This is a genomic window from Nonomuraea sp. NPDC050022 (genome assembly GCF_044460705.1).
GTDB lineage: Bacteria > Actinomycetota > Actinomycetes > Streptosporangiales > Streptosporangiaceae > Nonomuraea.
The window spans coordinates 380700-399157 of sequence record NZ_JBITKE010000003.1 but is presented as its reverse complement, the minus strand read 5'-3'; the positions used below and the strand labels follow the sequence as shown (position 1 = coordinate 399157).

At 68.4% G+C, this 18458-nt stretch carries 15 protein-coding genes; 3 read left to right on the top strand and 12 right to left on the bottom strand.

Annotated features, from left to right (window positions below; all coding sequences use genetic code 11):
* The first annotated feature begins 34 nt into the window (after positions 1-34).
* Positions 35-490 (top strand): Lrp/AsnC family transcriptional regulator, encoded by a 456-nt coding sequence (locus tag ACIBO2_RS13235; RefSeq protein ID WP_358540290.1) that lies wholly within the window; start codon positions 35-37, stop codon positions 488-490.
* Here ACIBO2_RS13235 and ACIBO2_RS13230 read toward each other — a convergent pair.
* The 12 genes from ACIBO2_RS13230 to ACIBO2_RS13175 all read right to left on the bottom strand — a co-directional run bounded on the left by ACIBO2_RS13230 (position 469) and on the right by ACIBO2_RS13175 (position 15979).
* Positions 469-1650: a DUF418 domain-containing protein gene (locus ACIBO2_RS13230; protein ID WP_358540293.1), complete on the bottom strand. Its 1182-nt coding sequence runs from the start codon at positions 1648-1650 to the stop codon at positions 469-471. The two genes, ACIBO2_RS13235 and ACIBO2_RS13230, sit on opposite strands and share 22 nt — an antisense overlap.
* 78 nt (positions 1651-1728) lie before the next feature.
* Complete coding sequence (locus tag ACIBO2_RS13225) at positions 1729-4470, bottom strand: hypothetical protein (protein ID WP_358540296.1); 2742 nt, start codon at positions 4468-4470, stop codon at positions 1729-1731.
* Between the two features lie 8 nt (positions 4471-4478).
* A complete protein-coding gene (locus ACIBO2_RS13220) occupies positions 4479-5795 on the bottom strand; it encodes a hypothetical protein (protein WP_358540299.1) in 1317 nt (438 codons plus the stop codon).
* The gene (locus tag ACIBO2_RS13215) at positions 5788-6591 is read right to left on the bottom strand and encodes a polysaccharide deacetylase family protein (protein ID WP_357644162.1); all 804 of its coding nucleotides are present in this window, start codon (positions 6589-6591) and stop codon (positions 5788-5790) included. Before ACIBO2_RS13215 ends, ACIBO2_RS13220 begins: the two co-directional genes overlap by 8 nt.
* Positions 6591-7529, bottom strand: a complete 939-nt coding sequence (locus ACIBO2_RS13210) for a glycosyltransferase family 2 protein (RefSeq protein WP_357956014.1) — start codon at positions 7527-7529, stop codon at positions 6591-6593. Before ACIBO2_RS13210 ends, ACIBO2_RS13215 begins: the two co-directional genes overlap by 1 nt.
* Positions 7530-7540: 11 nt before the next feature.
* Positions 7541-8374, bottom strand: coding sequence for a glycosyltransferase family 2 protein (locus tag ACIBO2_RS13205; protein WP_358540302.1), 834 nt, complete (start codon positions 8372-8374; stop codon positions 7541-7543).
* Between the two features lie 150 nt (positions 8375-8524).
* Positions 8525-9643: a GNAT family N-acetyltransferase gene (locus tag ACIBO2_RS13200; RefSeq protein ID WP_357956009.1), complete on the bottom strand. Its 1119-nt coding sequence runs from the start codon at positions 9641-9643 to the stop codon at positions 8525-8527.
* Between the two features lie 8 nt (positions 9644-9651).
* Complete coding sequence (locus tag ACIBO2_RS13195; RefSeq protein ID WP_357956007.1) at positions 9652-10020, bottom strand: hypothetical protein; 369 nt, start codon at positions 10018-10020, stop codon at positions 9652-9654.
* A gap of 359 nt (positions 10021-10379) precedes the next feature.
* The gene (locus tag ACIBO2_RS13190) at positions 10380-11993 is read right to left on the bottom strand and encodes a sigma-70 family RNA polymerase sigma factor (protein WP_358540305.1); all 1614 of its coding nucleotides are present in this window, start codon (positions 11991-11993) and stop codon (positions 10380-10382) included.
* 140 nt (positions 11994-12133) lie between these two features.
* Positions 12134-13912 carry a substrate-binding domain-containing protein gene (locus tag ACIBO2_RS13185; protein WP_358540308.1) on the bottom strand — a complete coding sequence of 593 codons (1779 nt, stop codon included), beginning with the start codon at positions 13910-13912 and terminating at the stop codon, positions 12134-12136.
* Positions 13913-14046: 134 nt separating this feature from the next.
* Positions 14047-14619, bottom strand: a complete 573-nt coding sequence (locus ACIBO2_RS13180) for a cation transporter (protein WP_358540311.1) — start codon at positions 14617-14619, stop codon at positions 14047-14049.
* Positions 14620-14674: 55 nt separating this feature from the next.
* On the bottom strand, positions 14675-15979 hold the full coding sequence (locus ACIBO2_RS13175) for an IS200/IS605 family accessory protein TnpB-related protein (RefSeq protein WP_397297070.1): 1305 nt from the start codon (positions 15977-15979) through the stop codon (positions 14675-14677).
* Positions 15980-16767: 788 nt separating this feature from the next.
* On the opposite strand from ACIBO2_RS13175, the gene ACIBO2_RS13170 reads away from it, so the two are divergent.
* Together ACIBO2_RS13170 and ACIBO2_RS13165 are read left to right on the top strand one after the other, a co-directional pair.
* Positions 16768-17541, top strand: coding sequence for a DUF4184 family protein (locus tag ACIBO2_RS13170; protein ID WP_358544479.1), 774 nt, complete (start codon positions 16768-16770; stop codon positions 17539-17541).
* On the top strand, positions 17534-18418 hold the full coding sequence (locus ACIBO2_RS13165; protein ID WP_397297068.1) for a TrmH family RNA methyltransferase: 885 nt from the start codon (positions 17534-17536) through the stop codon (positions 18416-18418). The genes ACIBO2_RS13170 and ACIBO2_RS13165 overlap by 8 nt, the downstream gene beginning before the upstream one ends.
* Positions 18419-18458: the final 40 nt, after the last annotated feature.

Sequence of the window (18458 nt, the reverse complement as noted above, 5' to 3'; positions counted from 1 at the left end):
CGATTGGCCGGGGAATTGCCGGTATTTTGGGCCGATGACCGAGAGCCTTGACGCGACGGACTGGGCGATCATCGCCGAGCTCCAGAGAGACGGGCGCGTCGCGCTCACCGAGCTGGGGCGGCGGGTCAACCTCAGCTCCTCCGCGACGACCGAGCGGGTCAAGCGGCTGGAGACGGTCGGCGTCATCACCGGCTACCGGGCCGAGGTCGACCTGGAGAAGGTCGGCTACGCCGTGCTCGCCGTGGTGCGGCTCAAGTATCCAGGCAGTCGGCACGAGCCGCTGCATCGGCTGCTCGGTGAGCGCTCCGAGATCCTCGAATGCCTGCGGACCACCGGTGACGACTGCTACCTGCTGAAGGTGGCCGCGGCCTCCATGGCCCATCTCGAACGGGTCGTGGACGAGCTCGCCCAGTTCGGCAGCACCACCACCAACCTGGTCTACAGCCGGACGCTGCCCTATCGGGGGCCTCAGGCGCGCGCCGACTTCTGATGAGCGCCCCGGTGGCCGGGCCGGCTCCAGTACGTCACGGCGCGCAGCACCCATTCCACCGGCCCGTACCGGTGCCCACGCAGCCACCAATGGCTGAGGAAGACCTGCCCGACGAAGACCACCAGCGCGATCACCACCTCCACCGGCGGGCTGACGCGGTCCACGAGCGCCAGGCCGTACCCCGTGAAGATCAGTGAGCAGATGAGCGACTGCCCCAGATAGTTGGACAGCGCCATCCGGCCCGGCGCCGCCAGCGCCCGTCCGATGCGCGGCAGGTGCGGCAGCAGCCGCAGGAACGTCGCCGCGTAGGCGGCGGCGAGCAGGGGAGCCGTGACCAGGTCCACGGCCTCACCGAGGAACTTGTTCACGCTGCCGTGCCAGGCCGACAGCGTGTAGACGAACGCGCCGCCCAGCCCGAGGGTGAACCCGAGCCACTGCAGCCGGCGGAGCGTGGCCGTGTGCGCGGACACATCGCGCAGCACGCCCAGCTTGCCGACCGCCAGCCCGATCAGGCAGGCGGCCAGTACGGCCGGACCCTGGAAGAGCACGCGCAGCACGACGATGAGGGAGAGCTTGCGCAGGTGCTCGCCGATGATCTGGAAGCCCGAGCCGCGCAGGGCCGTGTCGGAGTGCACCGCCTCCGCCACCCCGTGCGAGACCGTCCCGGCCGTGTCCAGACCGACCATCGCGAGGACGGCCAGCAGCACGAAGCCCAGGGCGAGCATGGAGGTCAAGGCGATCGCGAGCATGACCGCGGTCTTGGGCGAGATCTTGCGGAGCAGCAGCAGGGCCAGCCCGACCGCGGCGTAGGTGGTGAGGATGTCACCCGGGAACAGCAGCACCGCGTGGGCCAGCCCGATCAGGAACAGCCCGGCCAGGCGGCGAAGGAACATCGGCACGAACGCCTTGCCCCGCCGTACGGCCGAGTCGACCTGCAGCGTGAAGCTGTAGCCGAACAGGAAGGAGAACAATAAGTAGAACTTGTTCTCCATGAACAGGGTCACGGTCCACCGCACCGCCCAGTCGAGCGGTGAGATGAACGCGGGCTCGGCCATCCCGGCCATCCGGTAGCCGGAGGCCAAAAAGGCGATGTTCACGACGAGGATGCCGAGCAGCGAGAAGCCGCGCAGGGCATCGACCGAAGTGATGCGTGTAGCCATGGATCGCCCAGGTGAAATGGCGGGATGTGTCCTCATCAGCGAACATCATTCCGCAAAACCTGAGGGTTTCCTGTGAATCTAGGTATTTGATGCGATATAGATAAATCGCTCAATGATCACACCCACGGCCACGGCGAATGCCGGGATGGCCACCCACAGCAACCGTCGGCGCGCCTTGACCGCCCGGTTCGGCCCGTTGAGCCGGATCACCTCGTAGCCGAACAGAGTTACCCAGGTCAGGGCCAGTGCCGCGAGGCCGACCGGTGTCCAGGGCGAGGTGGGGTCGCCGGGTCCTATGTACGACCGGGGCTCCGGGATCTCGGTGCCCTTGACGAACTTCTTCCAGGTGTACAGAGCGGCGTCTTTGTTGGCGTAGACCCTCTTGACATCCGGCGAGGCGTCCAGCGCGGCCCTGAACCTGGGACCCCAGTCTGCCGGGAAGCCCTCATTGAGTTGCAGGTAGGCGATCTGACCGGTGCTGACGGCGAGATAGGTGTTGCGCTGGCTGGCCTTGAGCGTCGCGACCGCCTTGGCGATGTTCGTCGGATCCTGGTACACGAGCGCCTGGCCGTTGAAGTTGACCAGTTCGATGTCCTTCTCGCCCCACGGCAGTGTCGGCGTGACCTCGGGGCCCTCCTTGGCCGTCAGGTAGAGGACCTTGGCGCTCGGCTTGTCGTGCGCGTAGATGTAGTGCATCGCGGCGACCTCGCCGGTCGTCACCCGCTCGAACTTCTCGTTGCCGTAGCGGGCGATCAGGAACGCCCCCGCGAACACCACCGCGAAGCAGGCCGCGAGCACGACCGACAGCTTCCTGGTCAGCTCGGGGTTGAAGCGGACGTTCCGCTTGCGCATGGGCACGGTCTCTTCGCGCACGTCCGCGCTGTCGGCGGGCAGGTTCGGGAAGAACGCGTACGCCGCCAGCAGGCAGGCGCCGGGCAGCGCGAACATGTAGATGCGCAGCCCGATCTCGCCGCCGTAGCTCTGCAGCCCCAGCGCCAGGACCGGCACACAGAGCAGGATCAGCGCCGCCCGGTCGACCACCCCGCGCCGCAACCGCCTGAACAGGCCGGTCGCCGCCAGGGCGAGGATCACGACCAGGATGCCCAGCCGCGCCTGCAGCACCATGGCGTGCGCCGGGTCGCTGCCCGCGATGCGGTCGCCGGTGTTGCGTTGCAGGTTCGTCAGGATCCGGCCCAGGCCGCCGAAGATCGCGTCGATCTGGCCCGCCCAGAAGCCCACGGTCTCGTAGCTGATCCAGGCCAGCACGCCCAGACCGAGGAAGAACGGCAGCGCCCAGGTCAGCTTGGTCCGCTTGAAGATGAGGAAGGCCGTCACCACGCCGAGCATCATGAACGGCGTGATCTGGTGCGAGGCCGTCGCCGCGAAGAACAGCGCGAGCAGCATCAGCAGCATCAGCAGCCGGTCGGCCCGGAACGTACCGGTGTTGGCGATCTCGCCCGGCGTCATCGCGTCGAGGCGGCCGAGCAGCTTGCGCAGCCCCTTCGGCGCGATCGGCTTGGTGCGCGGCTCCACCCGCCCGAACCAGCGCAACAAGATCGCGACAAAGGCCAGATAGAGCGCGAAGGTAAAGCCCTGCGGCGAGAAGTAGTCCTGCCCGATCCACTGCACCAGCACGAACAGCAGCGCCGCGTACCAGCGCGCCCGCGTGGTGGCCACCACCTGGCGCAGGATCAGCACGAACGGCAGGAGATAGAGCAGGTTCGTCAGCAGCGGCGTCCACTGCAGGATCGTGGTCATGTCGCTGATGCCGGCGGCCTTGGTCACGAAGGCGAACAGCGCGAAGTAGCCCGGCCAGCCCATGCGGGCGTCGATGCTGATCGCGGTCTCGCCGGTCCGGCCGATGAAGTCGACGAAGCCCGCGTGGATGTACGCCGTGGGGAACCTGGGCTCGCTCGCCACCAGCGAACCCGCGCCGTGCAGGGCGAAGGTGATGACGGCGATCTGGAACAGCAGGAGGAACTTACGGTCCGTGCTCTGGGCGACGGTGACGAAGAACGACACCAGCATGATCAGGATCGCGGCGAACGCGCTGACCGGGAGGGCGGCGATCAGGCCGAGACCGTTGATGTCGGCCGGGTTCACGCCGCGCAGCGGGCCCGGGGCCACGCGCAGGGCGAGGACGTACATGATCAGGCCCTCGACCGTGAGCAGCGCGGGGAGCCACATGGGCGCGCTGCGCCCCAACTGCCGCAGCCGCTCGCCCAGGCCCTTCGCCTTGGCGGGGGCTGGTTCGGTAGCGGCGGGTTCGGCGGTGGTGGGTGCCTTGGTCGGAGGCTCTGCCGGGGTTTTGGCCGGGGTCTTGGTGGCGGTTGAGGCGGGGGTTGTGGCGGGGGGCTCGACGGGCGCTTTCGCGGGAGCCGGGGGAGCTTCCACGGCCAGACTCGCGACCGGGGGGGCCGTCACCTTCGTCGGTACGGTCCCCGCGGCGCTGTCATCCGCGACGGACGCCGACTCGTCCGAGCCCGGACCCTTGGCGCCCTTCGACCCCTTCGGGTCCTTGGTGTCCTCGGGGGCCTTTGGCGGCGTGCCGATATGGAGGGTGGCGGGCAGGCGGATGGCGGGCAGGGTGCCCGTCTCCGCCTCGTCATCGTCGTCACCGTCGGCGACGTCCGTGGCGGCGTCCGGCACGGGGGCGGCCGGCCCCTCCAGGACCGGCAGTCGGGGGATGACGCCCGTGGCGTCCGGATCGAAGGGCACGCCCGTTTCCCCCTCTGCCTCGGTGCCGTCCGTGGAGTCGCCCACGTGCTCGGAGGAGCCCGTGATCCCCGTTGTCATGCCATCGCCGTCGCGTTGCCTCACGTTGACCATCATGCGGCCCCGGACGACCCCTGAGTGACGGGAGCGCGCCGAGTATCGCCAAGAATGAGTATTTTGCGAAGAGATTTGAAGATCAAAAGTGCCATCAAAGTCTCGCTGAGCAACAGGCCGTACCCAACGGCGTTGACCCCGGCGAACGGGAACAGCGCCAGGATCGACACGAGAACGAGCACCGCGAGCCCGATCTGCACGATGGCCAGTTGCCGCGCGTCGCTCCGCGCCCGCAGCACGCTCAAATAGACCTCGATCAGCACCCGTGGCAGCACGGCCAGCGCCATGAGCCGCAGCAGCGTCGTACCCTCCGCCGCGAAGCCTTCGCCGAAGACGCTCAGGATGAGCGGCGCTCCCGCGATCACCACGACGATGATCGGGACGATGATCATAAAGGCTCGCTGCAGCGCCCGCCGGCAGTTCTCGGCCAGTTGCGACCGGTCGAAGGAGCCCTCGACGGTCAGCGACACGGCCATGTTCATGGCCAGCAGTTCGATCATGCTGGCCAGCGTGTGCGCCATCGAGAAGCGCCCGAACGTGGCCTCGTCCACCCGGGTCGCGACGACCGTGGGCACGAGGTAGACGATGGCCAGGATCGACAGCGTGCCGGGGAAGTCGCCGGCCAGGAACCGGCCGATCTGGCGCAGCCGCGGCGGCTCCTGGACGGTCTCGGTCCGCTTCATGTGCCGGGGCACGATGACGCCGAAGATCAGCCAGTTGACCGGGATCAGCGCGAGCGCCGTCGGCACCATCCAGGAGGTGAAGATGCCGCCGTCGGGCAGCGCGCCGGCCATCGCGATCAGCAACCCCATCTTGGCCAGGCCGAAGACCAGGTTGTTGAGCGGCACCCAGGTGGCGTTGCGCAGCCCGGTCAGCACCACGTCCTGCAACGTGAACACCGACCAGACCAGCACCGAGCCGAGGAAGAACAGGCCGGGCCCGAACGCGCCGAGCACCGAGTAGGTGCGTCCCCACAGCGGCAGGGTCAGCAGGAAGCCGAGTGCCGCCACGCCGCCCGTCGCCGCCGCCAGGCCGTACCCCCGCAGGATGAGCTCGGGGATGCGGCGGCCCGCCAGCGGGAGGAAGCGGGAGAGCGCGCCCACCAGGCCCAGCGCGGTCAGCGACGCGAACAGCCGCATCGCGGTGATCATCGCCTGGCCCCGGCCGAACTCCTCGGGCGTGTAGAAGTGGGCGGCCAGCAGCCAGTAGCCCATGCCGAGCGTCGCGGTGATCGCCGTGTTGGCCATCAGCGCGTAGCCGTTGCGGAACAGGGGGTTACGAAGGTCGCGCAGCACCCTCCCCCAGAGGCTAGACATTTCCACGCACCCGCTGCAGGCCGTACTTCGTGCGCCTGACGATCGCGTAGCCCTTGGTCAGGACCCGCTCCTTCAGGTAGATCAGGGGCACGCCGGTGCCCTCGACGGCGCGCTTGAACATGCTGATGGAGGTGTGCCGCGCCACGGTCAGCCGGGGGATGGCCAGCATGTCGTGACGGTCGGCGGCGATCGAGTTGTTCACCGCGCAGGCGGCGAAGTAGCCGGCCTTGCGCACCTCGCGCCGCACGCGGGCGCTGGAGTAGCCGTAGGGGTAGGCCATGGTGGCGACCGGCGCGCCGATCTTCTCCTCCAGCAGGCCCTTGTTCTTGCGCAGCTCCTGGCGCAGCTCGTCGATGTGGAGCTGGTCGAGCTGCGGGTGGCTGTGGCTGTGGCCGCCGATCTCCATGCCGGCCTGGGCGGTCTCGCGGGCCTGGCCCCAGGTCAGCATGTCGTCGAGCGGCCGGCCCGCGGCGTCGTCGCCGGCGTCCGCCACCCAGCCACTGGTCAGGAAGACCGTGGCCGGGAACTTGTAGCGGTCGAGCAGCGGCAGCGCGCGGCTGTGGAAGTCGGCGTAGCCGTCGTCGAAGGTCAGGACGATGGGTTTGTCCGGCATGCACCTGCCGTTGTTCTTGTTCAGTGAGGCCACCAGATCGCCCAGCGTGAGCGGGGTGAACCCGCTCTCCGACAGGTAGGCGAGCTGCTCGTCCAGGTCCGACGGCCGTACCGAGTGAGGGAGTGTCTCCTCGTTCGGGTCGTCGGCGACAGAGTGGTACATCAATATCGGTACGCGGATCATCAGCGCACTGCCTTCAGTCGTGCCGAGCCGATCAGGTAACCCCAGGTGGTCCAGGCCAGGCCGACCACGATCGCGGCGGCCCGGCCGAGCCCGCCGACGTCGCCCCGGAACGCCTCGCCGACGCCCCGCAGCGCGCCGAGCGGCAGCGTCTTCAGCGCGTGCGCCCGCTCGCTGGCCAGTCCGTCCTGGGTGCCCACCTCCTGCGTGACCAGGGCCTTGGACAGTCCCTCCGCGTAGCACCTGGATCTGAAGTAGGCGAACCGCTCGCGCTGGCGCGACACCTTGTGCCCGATCAGCGCGCGCGGCTCGAACAGCATGACCGAGCCGGGCTTGCGCTGGCTCAGCCTGATGCAGAACTCGGTCTCCTCGCAGCCCAGCGGCCGGCTCTTGCGGCCCTGCACGCTGCGCCCGATGCCGCTGTGGAAGCCGCCCACCTCGGAGACGACCTCACGCAGGAAGGCGGCGTTGCCGCCCATCACGTTGCGGATCGGCGCTCTTACCGCGGGCATGCCGCGATAAGAGCAGCCGACCGTCCAGTCGAACTCGTAGGGGAACCAGCGCGGCCTGCGCTGGGACGCCCACAACGGCTCGGTACGACCGCCCACGCCGACGACACCCGGTTCCTGGAAGCCCTCCTCCAAAGCCTCCAGCCAGCCGGGATCGGCGACGGCGTCGTCGTCGAGGTACGCGACGATGTCACCGGTGGCCGTGGCCACGCCGGTGTTCTTGCCGCCGGACAGCCCCTTCTCGTGCGTGTTCTCCACCACAATGGCCTGTGGGTAAGCACGCTTGAGTTTCAGGTGCAGGTCCGGGTTGTAGTCGACGACCAGGATCAGCTCGTACGGTCGTCGCCGCTGATTCTCGACCGACTCGACGGCTTGCCTGATGTCCTCCCACCGCTCGTCGGTGTATACGCAGATGACAACAGACGTCTTCACAACGGACCTTCTTACGCGACACCCCGGTCTGCGGCCGGAGCAGTGGCGGGCTTGGGCTGCGGAGGGGCGGGCTGGCGGCGCCACTCTCGCAGGATGGTCTTCAGCACTCGCATACCGTCACGCACGACGCGCAGGTTGCTCTCGCCGTGGATCCGGTTGCGCTCGTGGCTCGGCACCTCGTGCACCTTCAATCCGGCCTTGGCGGCGCGGACGTTCAGCAGCGTCTCCACCTCGAAACCGTCGCAATCGAGGTCGAGCACCTCGAGGTGGCGGGCCCAGAAGGCGTTGTAGCCGTAGCACAGGTCGGTGTACTGGGTGCCGTACATCACATTGACGATGCCGGTGAGGACTTTGTTGCCCAACCGGCGGCCGACGGTCAGGTCGTCGCTGCCGCCACCGGCGGCGTAGCGCGAGCCCTTGACGAAGTCGGCGCCGGTCACCAGCGCACCGACGAACGTGATGATCTCGTGGCCGTCGGTGGAGCCGTCGGCGTCGATCATCACGATGATGTCGCCGCTGGCGGCGGCGAAGCCGGCGGCCAAGGCGTCACCCTTGCCCTTGCCGGTCTGGGTGACCACCTTCAGGTTGGGCCGCAGGCGTCTGGCCACCGCCACGGTGTCGTCGACGGAGTTGCCGTCGACCAGGATGATCTCATCGATCCACTGGGGCAGCGTGGCGAAGACATGAGGCAGGTTGTCCGCCTCGTTCATGGCCGGGACCACGACGCTCACCGTGGGAGAGATGGCCAGGTGAGGCGTTACCGGGGTGAAACGCTCAATAGGTGGCATCGATCGCAGGGGCGCGATCTGCACTTTGCCGTTGTGCTTGGCGATGTCGGGACTCATGGTGAGGGAATTCCTTCCGAGACCCAGCACACTGGCCGGACGCAGCCACTCCCGGGTGCAGGAGGAATGGCGGTGCTGCGAACGGTGCATGAAGGGTCCACTGGGAGCGAGGGTTGCGCGGGGATTGCTAGGGCTGTACGGGTGGGGGCGCTAGCGCGCTCCCGTTGGTTCCTTGACGACTGCGTTGGATGACTCCTGGTGCTGCAAAGTGCTGCGCACCCGACCGAAACCCTTCAGGACTCTGTCGGCTGCCCTATAGAGAGACGGCCGGTCCATGACAATTGTTCGGGCTTTGTTGAAAGGAGTTCTGCCCATCCAGTGCACCGCCGCCGACGCGGAGGGTCTGGAGACCCGGCCCTCGGCGACGTACAGCACCCCACTCTTGAGCCAGTCCTTGTATTCCTTGCCGCCCTTGCCCATGTCCACCATGTGCAACCCGGCCGCCGCGGCGGCCTCTGCCATTTGCAGATGGTGCACGATGCCCGGTGAGTACCGGGCGAACTCGGTGTCGTAAGCGGGGAACCACCCGACGAGCGTGGTGGCCGTGCGCAGTCCAAAATGGCCGGCGACTGGCACGTCTCCCGCGTACAGCATGGTAAGGACACCCGAGAAGTCAGCCGACTTCTCGGCGAACATCAGGTCGATCAGCTCGACGATCCAGGGTTGGGCGAACCGGTCGACCCGGCCCGTCCGTCTGTACTGGTCGGACTTCCACGCGAGCAGGGTGCGCAGCACTTCCGGATCGGCCGAAGCCCATTCGAAGCGCAGCCCACCGTGCTCCCTGCCGAACTTGCGCTCCTTGTAGCGCACGGTCTTCAGGTTCTTGGGGGAGTTGGTCTTCACCTGCTGGAGCCAGGCGTCGAAGCCCTGGGTGAAGTCCATGACCGGCGCCGGGCGCACGTCGCTCTCGTAAGGCGCGAACGTCGGCTGCCCCGCGACCAGGTGGTCGAAGTCGAAGACGCTGAGCTTGCAGGCCCTCAGCAGCGCGCGGGCCTCTAACTTCAGGTCCGGCTCGGAGATCAGGCCATGGCAGGTGGTGAGGAAGCCGCCGAGCGGCTTGCCGATGCCGAAGCTGTGGCGCTCGTACGGGAAGAAGCCGGCGATGCCGGTCTCGTCCTGGATGACCGCGACCCGGACCCGATCCCGCAGCCGGTCCATCGCCAAGGCGAATTCGACGGAGAGGAATGGATTGTCCAGGCTCGGGTCCGCCTTCTGAAGCGCCCGCCACCTGGCCCGCTCGGACTCGCCGAGGTCTCCGGGGCGAACCACTGTGATGTTCACCTTGGCCTGGCCCCCTGTTCGGTCTGCATGTTCTTCCCCCGGTACAACACGCGAAGCACGTACATGAAGCCTCCGAGCACGGCGACCGTTGCCACACCGGCCCGAGGCGACCATGCGTTGAACTGCAGCATGGCTTGGGCGAGAAGCACGTTAAGCACGAGACTTGCCGCAGCTCCTACTGATAGTGCGGCAAGCGGGTCACGATCACGCAACAGTCCTACGACTGCGGCTCCTGGCACCACCAGAAGGAAGAGAGAGATGAGGAGCGGGCGCAGCGGTGTCTGGATGTCGAACAGCGCGATCACCGCTCCCGCGATGCAGGCGAGCGCGAGGAGCCACGTCAGCGCTCTGCGGTGCTTGAGCATCTACTTGTCTTCTCTCCTGGGGCCTAGCTGGGTAAAGGCGCGATTGATCGCATTTCATGGGACCAATGCACCCGTGGACACGTCAATGCCGACGCTTGGCGACGCGCTCCGGTTTACCGGCAGGCAGATATTCTTCGTGTGTTTTTGAACACACGGTCATACTCCGGCCTCCGTTGCGGTCCCCAAACCACAAGGATGCCCTACTTGCGGCAAGATCTTCGAGCTATGGTCCGTTTTATCCCCACTTGTCACGTAAGTGTACTCCGGGCTCAGCGGCCACTGGCGTGGGGGAGGTCCATTTGACGACCGGGAGTCAGAATTTCCCGCCTTATCAGGCGGAATGTCATCCTGAGTAACCATCAGGAGTCGTGGGGCGGGTCCACCTGGAGGTTGTCCACGGACGTGCTCTGCGTCGGCCCGCTGGGCGTCTGGCTCGGCTCGGGACCGCTCGTCGGCTGGTCCGTGGGCGGCTCCGGGGTCTGCTGCGTGCCGCCGTGCCACGACAGCGAGCATTTCGCGCCGCCGCCGTTGGAGCTGAAGGACACCGAGCCGCTGCCACCGGTGGTGGGGTCATCGACCGTGACCCAGATCGCCATCGAGCTGCCCGCCTTGATCGACCCGCTGGCGGGGTACACCTGCAGCCCCGCGGACGCGCTCGCGCGCCAGGCGACGGTGGCGTTGCGCGCGGTCAGCCCGATCTTCGCGGCGTCCTCGACACCGTCCGGGCAGGAGGTGGCGAATCGGGCGCCGCGCACGGTCTGCCGGCGGGTGGCCGTTGGGGCCGCCGCGGGCTTGGTGGTCGTGGCGGGTCTCGTGCTCGGCACGCCGCCGCGAGACGACGTGGGGGAGGGATCGGGCGTGGGCGTGCTGTCGTCCTCCGACTCGGGCTCCGGCGTGGTGCCGGTCAGGTCGTCGGGAGAGCTGGTCGGGTCGTCAGGAGAGGCATCGTCAGGAGAGGCGTCGTCAGGAGAGGCGGAGGCCGAGGGGGCGGGGGCCACCCGCAGCGCGGTCTTGGCGGGGTCGCCGCTGTTCATCGCGACCATGGCGCCCGTCGCCGCGAGCACCGCCGCGCCGGCCAGCAGCACGGGCCCGAGGCGGCGCGGCCGGCGGCGGCGCGAGCGGCGCTCGACCGCCACCGGAAATCCGGTGCGGTCGAAGCTGTCGCCCCGGTCGGTGATCAGCGTCCGGGTCTGGTTCCGCTCCGGGTTGACGCAGGTGTCGACCACCCTGCGGCGCAGCGAGATGGGGGGATAGGCCACCGGCACCATGTCGAGCAGCCGGGTGGCCGCCACCTGCCGGTGCCGCCCCTCCGTACACACCTCGCACCCTGAGATGTGTCCCGACAACCGCCGCCGCAGCAACGAGGTGAGCGGCCCTTCCCACGAGTCCAGCATCGCCGACAGATCCGGACAGTGCGCCCGTCCGGTCCTGGCCAGGATCACGGCGGCGGCGGCGTTCTCCAGATGATCGCGGGCCCGGCCGAGCCGGGCGGCGGCCTGGCGAGAGGTCAGCCCGAGCACCGCGCCCACCTCCGCCGGGGTGAGCCCGTGACGCAGCGACAGCTCCAGGACCTCGCGCTCGTTCCTGCTCAGCTCCCCGAGCGCCTCGTACACCAGCGCGGCGAGCTCGGGATCCTCCGGCTCGTCGAAGACCGGCAACGGCACGCTGTCGGTCTTGGCCGAGCCGCTCCTGTGGGCCAGCCGGGCGACAGCCTGGAACCTGGTCAGCGCGTACAACCAGGCTCTCAGCCGGCCGCTCTCCTTCAGTCGCGAGACGCACCCGTGCGCGGTGACGAGCGCGTCATGTACGGAATCGGCCGCGGCGTCGCGCTCCCCGGTAAGAGAGCACGCGTAGTCGTGCAACCGCTCGGCATAAGCGTCATAGAGCTTGGCCGCGCCTTCGACGGCACCCATCCGAAGCGCGTCGACCACCTGCTGATCGTCACCGCGGTCAACAGCCGGCCATCCAGACACGTTTCCTCCCCCGCTGGTCGAGGGCGGAAGCCCTCACGGCGGGTAGGACGCCTCCCCGCGCGAGCGGGGTTACCACAGCGTGTCAGTCCATGCCCAACTGGCATGAGCTGGGAAAACAGTGTCAGATGTGACTAATGGGGTCAGCCATCGCAGCGCGGCGCGCAGAGGCGGCGCTGCATGCCCTGGAGGAAGAAGTCGCGCACCTGCAGCACGTTCTTGGCGATGTAAGCCTCGCCACCGGTCGCCTGCGCGAGCGCGTCCATCTGCTGCTTGCCCTTGGGGGCGTCCGGGCCGAAGGCGATGAGGAGGATGCTGACCGGGCGCTTGGGGTTATACGTCTTCTTGAGATAGTTCAGGATCTGCTTGTTGCTGAGCCCGCCGTCCGGATCGTCGTTGCCGGCGCCGTCGGTGAGGATCACGATCGTGTTGATCTTGTCTTCCTGGTACGACTTCGTCATTTCCGCGTACGCGGCCTTGAGCGTGTCGTTCAGCCCTGTGTCACCCGTGGCCTTGGCCTGGGCGGCCCCCAGTTGCCGGCCCAAGGCGTCCTTGCGGAGCACGCCGTTGACGCTCTCGCTGAGCGGCCCGACCGAGACCACCTCGCGCCAGTCCTTGCCCTGTCCGTCGAGGTGGGTGGAGAACGCCCACACCCCGATCTCCGCATCGGCGGGGAACAGCCCGAGCCCCTCGACGGCGATCTTGCCGATGGCCTGCATGCGGGTCATCTTCGTACCGGGGACGGGCAGCGCCATCGTGCCCGAGACGTCGAGCAGGGTGAGCAGGCGGGTGCCGAGGTTCAGCCGGGACCAGGTCTGCGCCATGCTCACCACGGTCTTGTCGTCCGGGGCGGGCAGCGGTGTGGGCGGGGCCGGGTTGAAGCCCTTGTCCTTGGACAGGGCGTCGCCGGCCTTGCCGTCGGGCGTACGGAAGCCCTGCTCGCGCAGCGTCCGGTGGGCCGACTCGGTACCGAGCTCCTGCTTGAACGCCGCGGCGGCCTTCTGCGCCGCCGCGTCCTTGGTGACGATGACGAGCGGGTAGTCGAGGCTGAGCGTGCCTTCGGCCGGGTAGAGCGGCACCACCGGGGTGTCAGGCTTTTTCGTGTTGTGGAGGTAGATGGTCTGCTCGGACGTGACGCCGATCGGGACCTTGCTCCCGGACTTCACGGTCAGGCTGGCCAGCAGCGCGGTCGGGTCGGCGACGAGCTGGCCCGACAACTCCTTGAGCGCGCCCACCAGCGCCTTGCTCTGACCGGCCTGCTGGGCCGAGCCGGCGGCGGCCAGCAGCGCGGCCATCCCGGCCGAGTTCTTCTGCGGGTCGAGGGCCAGTACGCGAACCTTCTTGCCGGGTCCGTCCGGATTGGCGACGTTCGCCGCCGCGATGACGCCCGCCCAGCTCGGCTGGAGGCTGCTGGCCAGCTTGGCCGCCGCGGCCTTGGCGGCCACCAGCACGACCGGCGAGGTGGCGACCGAGCCGCTGGACTCCGGCAGGGCGGCGCCCGCGGCGGCCTGGCCACGGAGCCTGGAGACGACGAGGCTGGAGTCGGCCACCCACAAGTCGGCGTTGATCTTGCCGGCGGCCAGCGCGTTCGCGGTCCGCGCCGCGGCCTCCTTGGCCACCGTCACCTCGACGCAGCGGCTGTCGATCGAGTGCATGGCCTTGTTGTAGTTGCCGGCGATCTTGTTGAGCGCGGGCTGGATGTCCGGGCTCGCGACGACGCGCAGCGGCAACTTGCCGTTCGAGCAGTCGTGGTCGCGGTTGAAGATGACGAACGCCGCGACGCCCAGCAGCACAGCGAGCGCGACCGCCCCGGCGAGCGGGACGAACACCTTGCCGCGGCCACCACCGTTCCCACGCTTTCGGGGAGTCGGTTCCTGAGCCTGGTAGCCGCCGTCGAGCTCGTCTGTGCGGTGTCGCCCCACGATGTCCTCTTCGGTGTGTCGGGACCTTCCGGAGACCCTAGCGGGAGATACTCCGCAATACTTCCGGAACGATACTCGGTGCGCTTACTGTGGCAAAACAGCCCGTTTGGTGCGACGATTACCTGGTGTGACGGTCAATGGCAGCATGAGTGACCGCGCCAGGCCCGAGTTCCCTCCCTCGTGGCGACCGCCGCCAGAGCCACCGCCACCACCGGATCGACCCACCACCAGCCGAGCGTGTTCAGCCACAATCCCGTCAGAACGCCCGCGGCCATCGCGGCGCAGATGAGGTTCTGGGTGCCCTCCCCGGAGGTCGCGGGGGACCCGAGCCGCCGGCCGAGCCGCCGCTTGACCAACCCCAGCACCGGCATGCTGGCCAGGCTGACCGCGGTCACCACGATGCCGAGCACGGTCGGCACGGCCCGATGGCCGGCGTCGAGATCGTGGACGACGTGGATGACCAGATAGGGCGCCAACAGCCAGAAGCTCACCGCGACCGCCCGCCCCGCCCGGCGCTCCGCGCTCGGCGACAGCGTGCGCGAGCCGGTGAACCGCCACACCACGATCAGGCTCGCCGCCGCCTCCACCAGAGCCGACAGCCCCCAGCCGATCAGCGCCACCGAATGCGCCCCCAGCCCCGCGGCCAGCCCGAGCGTGCTCTCCACCGCCAGCCACACGAGGGTGAGCACCGAAAGGGAGCGAGCCACGCGCGCAGCGCGCAGCCAGTCGGCTGACGCGGCCGGATGAGCGTGAACTCGCTGTTCAGGCACCTTGAACCGTTCCTGAAACAGTGAACGTGAGTTGCACTGGCGCGCCCCGAACGGTGTTGGGTGCGCTGGTTGCCCGCGTTCTGGCCGTATCCGGGCCCGGCGCATCGTGTGCGCGGTCCGGTGTGCGGTGGCGGGTTTCCTCACGCCCGGCGGCACACGGTGCGGCCTGGACGCTCCGATGCCCCGCACGATCGCTCTGGTCGTGCGGGGGCGGTGCCGTCCGTCGTCGGATCGGGTACTGCTGGGCGCGTCGTGCGATGGCCACGGCGGCTGCGGCGTGGCGGCTGGTTGGGCGCTTGGGGTTGGTCAGGGGGTTCTGCCAGTGCTGGGCTCCCCACCGGGAGGTGTAGGCGGGATCCACTGCGATGACGCTGATACCGGCCGCCTGGGCCATGGAGGTGAGGCGGGCTTTGAGCTTGCCGGTGGGGATGCCGGAAATAAGCCGTCGGAATCGCTTGTTGCGGCCGTGTTTCTCGCGGGTCTTGTCCTGCGCGAAGTCGAGGTCTTCGATGGCGATCGCCGTCACCTGGCACCCCCGGGCCCAGTGCAGCAGTCGGGTCAGGGTGTGCCGGACCTGGGCGTCGCGGTGGCTGGCGGTGCCGGACAGGTCGTAGCCGAAGCGGCGCGGGTTGCCGATCGGGTTGCCGTGCACGTCCAGTCGCCAGGCGGCCAGGTGGTCGGCGTTGGTGTCCACGCCGATCACCCCGTCGGCCAGCGCGGCCTGCAGCGGGATGGTCGGGGTCGGCTGATGCTGCCAGGAGGCGGTCAGATACCAGCGGCCGCTGTCTCGTCGGCTGCGGGCCCCGCCCGGGTGGGCGTCCAGGTGGATGCGGTAGGCGACGGTCCGGTTGGCCTTGATGAGGTCGGCCCACTCCTGGCCGCGATGCGCGAAGCGCACCCTGGCCGACAGGATGTAGCGGCCGTGGGCGGCGTTGGCCAGGTGAGCCAGCGGGGCCGGGAGTTTGATGCTGACCTGTCCGTCGGGGGTGAGGCGGATGGTTTCGTTGCCGTAGCGCTTGCCCGACTCGCCATCGGCCTGCAGGAACCACCGCTCGGCCTGCCACCGATCGCGCCACTGTTCTTCGCTGAGATCGGCGGCGGCCAGGTGGTGACGGGTGTTGAGCAGCCGCTTGCCGCCCCGCACGATATGCACCCGCCCAGCCTCGAAGTCGGCCCGCTCCCGCTCCAGCCGGTCTCGCAGCACGTGCAGGCGCCGCTTCTTGGCATGCCACTCCCGCCTGCTGCGGTAACCACCTGGAGCCTTCTTCGAACCCTTCGCGCCGACCGGCTGAGACAACCGGTGAGCGATCGTCGCGATACCCGCCTCAAGCGAGTGGAGGTGGGCTGCCTGGCAGCGGCGGGCCAGCGCCCACTGATCATGCGACGCCTTCGTGATACTGCCCGCCCACCGCGACGAGGACTCCGATGTCAACTCCCGCTTACGCTCCGCCCACGCCTGAGCCGAATGCTCCAGCCCTGCACGACAACGCACCGTCAAATCCCGCGACGCCAGCACACCAAGATGCGCCCCCACCCGGCGCAACACCTGCTCATCCCGAGCCGTCAAACCCTTGAGCCGATCACGGACAGCCACCCCGGATGGCCCGGCCGCCACGAACGGCGCAGCGATCGGCCGCAACGCTTCAGCCATGCCCTGCCCCTAGCGCCATATGGGCCCCCTGCACCACGCGGGCCGACAAACCCACCGGCCAGCGACCACAACGGTGGGCGGACCACGAGATCGGCAAATCCACGCCATCACCCCACCGACGCATCCGGATCATCCGCCACCCACCCCAGATCTTCACCGAAAGTGACCGCTAGATTACCAGAAGTTGACCTGCCGGGTCGAACATGTGAGCGATGCGCAGTCGACACCTCGACGCACACGACCCCATCCACATCCACAAGCGCGCACTTGCCATACGACCGAGTTCGCGGCCTCCGAATCCGACCCCCGACCGTCGACAGCGATAAGTAAGCTACCCATTGCTAATAGTGACTGTATGGCGCACGGGCAAAGCTTGTTCAAGGTTCGCGAGGTAATCTTCGAAGATCAGCTCTACGGGGGAGGGGTTGGGGCCGGTGCCGTTCACGCCCAGTCACATTGCGGCGGTGCTTCCCCTGGTGTCGTCGCCCCGGTTCCGGCGGCTGGCCAACCCATGGGCGCTGGCGATCGGCGCGATGGTCCCCGACCTGCCGATCTTCCTGCCGTTCCTGCCCGACTACACCGACTGGCACTCCTGGCGCGGCGTCGTCACCATCGACCTGGCCGCCGTACTCATCCTGCTGGCCCTGTTCCACCTCTTCTTCCGCGAGCCGCTGATCTCCCTGCTCCCACCCGCTCTCGCCGGCCGCGCCGCGACCCTGCTCCCGCCGCGTCTCCGCGACCTGCCGGCCATCCTGGCCGGCGCCCTGATCGGCGCCGCCTCCCACGTCTTGTGGGACTCCTTCACCCACTCCACCGGCCCCGGCGAGTGGGGCCCCTGGCTGGGGGTGTCGGTGTTCGGGGTGATCAGGCTGTTCCGCCTGCTCCAGTACACTTCCTCGGTGGTGGGCCTGGCCATCGTCGTGTGGTGGGCCTGGCGCGGCCTCACCCGGATGGGCGCCGCGACCGTCCCCGACCGGCTGCGGCTCCACACGGGCGTACGACGGGCGGTCCTTGCCCTGTGCATGGCCGGCACCGTCGCGGGCGCCTTCCTGTGGCCCATGATCGACGAGCCCATCCCCGAACTCGGCATTGCCAGCGTCATCACCAAGGTGGGCGCGGGCACGCTCGTGGGCCTCTGCCTGGTGCTCAGCTGCTATGCGGCGGTCTGGCAGGTCATGCGCCTCGTGGCAGTATCTGAAGGTGCCTGACTACGTAACGGACCCCGCCGACCCACGCCTGACCGACTACACCCGGCTCAGGGACGTGGACCTGCGCAAGAGCCTGGAGGCGGAGCGCGGCCTGTTCGTGGCCGAGGGCGAGAAGGTGATCAGACGCGCGATCGGCGCCGGCTACCCGATCAGATCGGTCCTGACGACCGCGCGCTGGCTGGAACCGCTGGCGGACGTGCTCGGGGACGCGACGGTGTATGTGGTGAGCGACGAGACCATGCTGGGCGTCGCCGGGTTCCAGGTGCACCGGGGGGCGCTGGCGTCGATGGAGCGCCTGCCGCTGCCGTCGGTGGAGCGGGTGCTGGCGGGCACGTCGCGCACGGTGGTCCTGGAGGACCTCGTGGACCACTCGAACGGCGAGCGCGCCGAACAACACACTCGGCGGATTCTGGTCCTGGAGGATTTGGTTGATCACTCGAACGTTGGTGCGATTTTCAGGTGCGCTGCTGCACTGGGAGTGGACGGGATCATCCTGTCGCCTCGGTGTGCTGATCCGCTGTACCGCCGTGCTGTGAAAGTGTCCATGGGGGCGGTGTTCTCGATTCCGTACGCGCGGATGGACAACTGGTTTGGGGGGTTGGCGCGGCTGCGTGAGGCGGGTTTCCAGACCCTGGCTCTTACGCCCGATCAACGAGCTACACCTATAGATACTGTCAAGCTAGAGGATCGAGTGGCACTACTGCTGGGTGCTGAAGGCGATGGGCTGTCGTCCCACTGGCTGAAGGAGGCCGACGAAGCAGTGTGCATCCCGATGAGCGCAGCGGCAATGACCGCCGGCGTGGATTCTCTGAACGTCGTGGCTGCAGCGGCCATCGCCTGCCATGGACTGATGAGGTCGGCGGAGTTGCCGCGCTAGGTGCGGCCGGCGGCAAGGCAACCGTTGCACAGACGGTTGG

Coding starts and splice junctions, on each gene's coding strand:
- ACIBO2_RS13235 (WP_358540290.1), top strand. CDS start 35: ATGACCGAGAGCCTTGACGCGACGGACTGGGCGATCATCGCCGAGCTC.
- ACIBO2_RS13230 (WP_358540293.1), bottom strand. CDS start 1,650: ATGGCTACACGCATCACTTCGGTCGATGCCCTGCGCGGCTTCTCGCTG.
- ACIBO2_RS13220 (WP_358540299.1), bottom strand. CDS start 5,795: ATGTCTAGCCTCTGGGGGAGGGTGCTGCGCGACCTTCGTAACCCCCTG.
- ACIBO2_RS13215 (WP_357644162.1), bottom strand. CDS start 6,591: ATGATCCGCGTACCGATATTGATGTACCACTCTGTCGCCGACGACCCG.
- ACIBO2_RS13205 (WP_358540302.1), bottom strand. CDS start 8,374: ATGAGTCCCGACATCGCCAAGCACAACGGCAAAGTGCAGATCGCGCCC.
- ACIBO2_RS13195 (WP_357956007.1), bottom strand. CDS start 10,020: ATGCTCAAGCACCGCAGAGCGCTGACGTGGCTCCTCGCGCTCGCCTGC.